This is a genomic window from Actinomadura geliboluensis, from assembly GCF_005889745.1.
GTDB classification, from domain to species: Bacteria; Actinomycetota; Actinomycetes; order Streptosporangiales; family Streptosporangiaceae; genus Spirillospora; species Spirillospora geliboluensis.
On sequence record NZ_VCKZ01000749.1, the window covers coordinates 1 to 1,178 of the forward strand.

The 1,178-nt window shown below is 75.4% G+C and carries 1 pseudogene; it reads left to right on the top strand.

Annotated features, from left to right (window positions below):
- Window positions 1-229 precede the first annotated feature (229 nt).
- Window positions 230-1,178, top strand: a pseudogene (locus ETD96_RS44010) (hypothetical protein); the annotation flags it as partial.

Genomic DNA, 1,178 nt, shown 5'->3' on the forward strand with positions numbered 1-1,178 from the left:
GGGCGGCGGTGTCGGGGGCGGCGGGCTCTCCGCATCCGGCGGCCGCCGCCAGTGCCGCGGCGGCGGCCGTTCCCGCGATGGTCCGCAGCCTCATGGCGCTCCTCTCGTCCCGGTGTCGCACACCACAGATTGTGACACTAGGCAATGACACATTCAAAGATGGCATACTCCGTCGCGGAAGGCGGTGTTCGCCCCCTTCCGTTCTGGTTCCTGCGGCGAGGGAGCACCGGTGGTGGAGCACATGACGGGCACGGGGGCGGGCGCCGCGGCGGCGGCGCTGCGGCTGGCCGCGGCGGCACCGGCGAAACCGGCCGGCGGCGCGGCACTGGACCAGATCGTCATCGCCTCCACCGGCGCCGCCGCGCTGACGGCGGTGCTGCTGGTGCTCGGCTGGGGGCACCGCACCGGCCGCGTCACCGCGCTGGCCCGGCTCGCGCGGCTGGCCGAGCGGGGCCCCGGCCGCGGCATGCCGGGCTGGGCGGCGCTGCCGCTGCAGGTCGCGCTGCTGTCGCTGCTCGTCGCGCTCCTCGGCATGTACTGGGACATCTCCCTGCACATCTCCCACGGTCGCGACGAGGGGCCGCTGGCCAACGCCGCGCACTACCCGATCCTGGTCGGGCTGTTCGGCATCTTCACCTCCGGCGTCCTGGCGGTCGTGCTGCCCAAGGGGACGCGGCCCGGCGCAGCGTCGGTGCGGATCACCCGGGACTGGTACGCGCCCGCCGGCGGCGTCCTGCTGGCCGGCGCCGGGTTCTACGCGCTGCTCGGCTTCCCCCTCGACGACGTGTGGCACCGCATCTTCGGGCAGGACGTCACGCTGTGGGGCCCGACCCACCTGATGCTGATCGGCGGGGCCGGGCTGTCGCTGGTGGCGATGATGATCCTGGAGCGGGAGGGCCGCCGCGCCCTCCCCGACGCTGCCGGCCCGCCCGGCTGGGTCCGCTACGCGCGCCGCTGCATGCTCGGCGGCGGGCTGCTGATCGGGCTGTCGGTGTTCCAGGCCGAGTACGACTTCGGGGTGCCGCAGTTCCGGCTCGTCCACCAGCCGCTGCTGATCGCGCTGGCGGCGGGCTGCGCGCTGGTCGCGGTGCGGCTGTGGGCCGGGCGCGGCGCCGCCGTCCTGGCCGTCGCGTTCTACATGCTGGTGCGGGGCGGGGTGTCGGTCGTGGTCGCCGGGG